This is a genomic window from Streptomyces sp. NPDC046977 (assembly GCF_040644455.1).
Taxonomy (GTDB): Bacteria; Actinomycetota; Actinomycetes; order Streptomycetales; family Streptomycetaceae; genus Actinacidiphila.
Window position 1 is genome coordinate 1 of sequence record NZ_JBEYWO010000089.1, and the last position, 1,340, is coordinate 1,340.

Here is a 1,340-nt window from a genome sequence, read left to right on the forward strand (position 1 = left end):
GGGTCTGTCCATCGAACGGCACCTCTCTGTGTCAAGCAGGGGTGATCAGAGAGGTATCCCGGTCGCGGATCATCCTGCGGTAGACGACATCGGCCAGCCGACGCTTGAGGCAGCGGAGGGCTTCTTTGTGGCCTTTACCCTCGGCGCGCTTGCGCTGGTAGTAGGCCTGTCCCGCGGTGGGATGGCGGATCTGGGTGATGGCCATGACGTGCAGGGCGGAGTTCAACTGCCGGTCCCCTGCTCGCGAGAGGCGATGTCGTTTCACGTCTCCGGAGGACACCTCCAGAGGTGCGACGCCGCAGTACGAGGCGAAAGCGGCCTCCGACCGGAAGCGGTCCACGCCCGCAGTCCGGGTGAGGATCTTCGCTGCCAGCAGGTCCCCGATGCCGTGGAGTTCGGTGAGGGTCGTGTTCGACTCGGTCACTGCTGCAGTGATCTGCTCGGTGACGGTGGTGATCCGGCGGTCCAGGCGGCGGATCTCGGCGACCAGGTCCGTGGCCAGGCCGCGCAGGGTGCGGGCCAGGGACGCCTTCGGCCGGATCCCCCGCAAGGCTGCGGCAGCAGCATCGGCGGTCAGCTTGCGCGGCAGGCCGGCGGGCACGAGCTTGGTCATCAACGCGTGGAGGCGGTTGACGGTCTGGGTGCGGGTCCGGACCAGGTCGTCGCGGTGCTCGGTCAGCGTGCGCAGGGCTGCGACGGCCTCGTCGATCTGGGCGGTGTGGAGCCTGGTTGCGGTATGGGCGGCGATCCCCACGGACAGTGCGTCGGCCTCGTCGCTCTTGCGGCCGTGGCCGGTGGACAGCAGCCTTACCCGGCGCGCGAGCTTGGCCGGCACGTCCGTGGGCAAGATGCCGTCGGCGGCCAGTCGGGAGGTCAGCGGGGCACCCAGGCCGCCGGCGCCTTCAATCGCCCATATCGCCTTGGGCCATCGCCGGGCGAAGCGGAGCAGATCGCGGTAGCCGGCTCGGCTGACCGGGACGCGTAATGCATCCAGGGGCCGTAGGCGGGCGTCGACGGCGACGGCCGTCCAGGATGCCTTGTGCGGGTCGACCGCGATGATGACCTGGCCTGATGCGGCGTCGCCAGAGCGGCGGGATGGCACGGTGTCTCCTTCGTGGTCGGATTCAGGTGACCGACGAGGAGGGCAGACCAACGTTGGGCAGTGCAGACCTCTCTTGAGCCACTCCCGTCGGCGGCTGTGGCCGGGACGCACGCCGTTCGAGGGCCAGCCCGCAGGGCGGCAGGTGTAACTTGAGCGACCCCTGCCACAGCCTCGGACATCATGGCTGCAGACCACGATCTCCGGTGCCGATCCAACACGTTGGGATACCTCTCTGATC

General features: G+C 68.8%; 1 protein-coding gene. It reads right to left on the reverse strand.

Features of this window, described 5'->3' with window-relative positions; translation table 11 throughout:
- Nucleotides 1-31: 31 nt before the first annotated feature.
- The gene (locus ABZ883_RS43115; protein WP_360917792.1) at nt 32-1,102 is read right to left on the reverse strand and encodes an IS110 family transposase; all 1,071 of its coding nucleotides are present in this window, start codon (nt 1,100-1,102) and stop codon (nt 32-34) included.
- Nucleotides 1,103-1,340 lie beyond the last annotated feature (238 nt).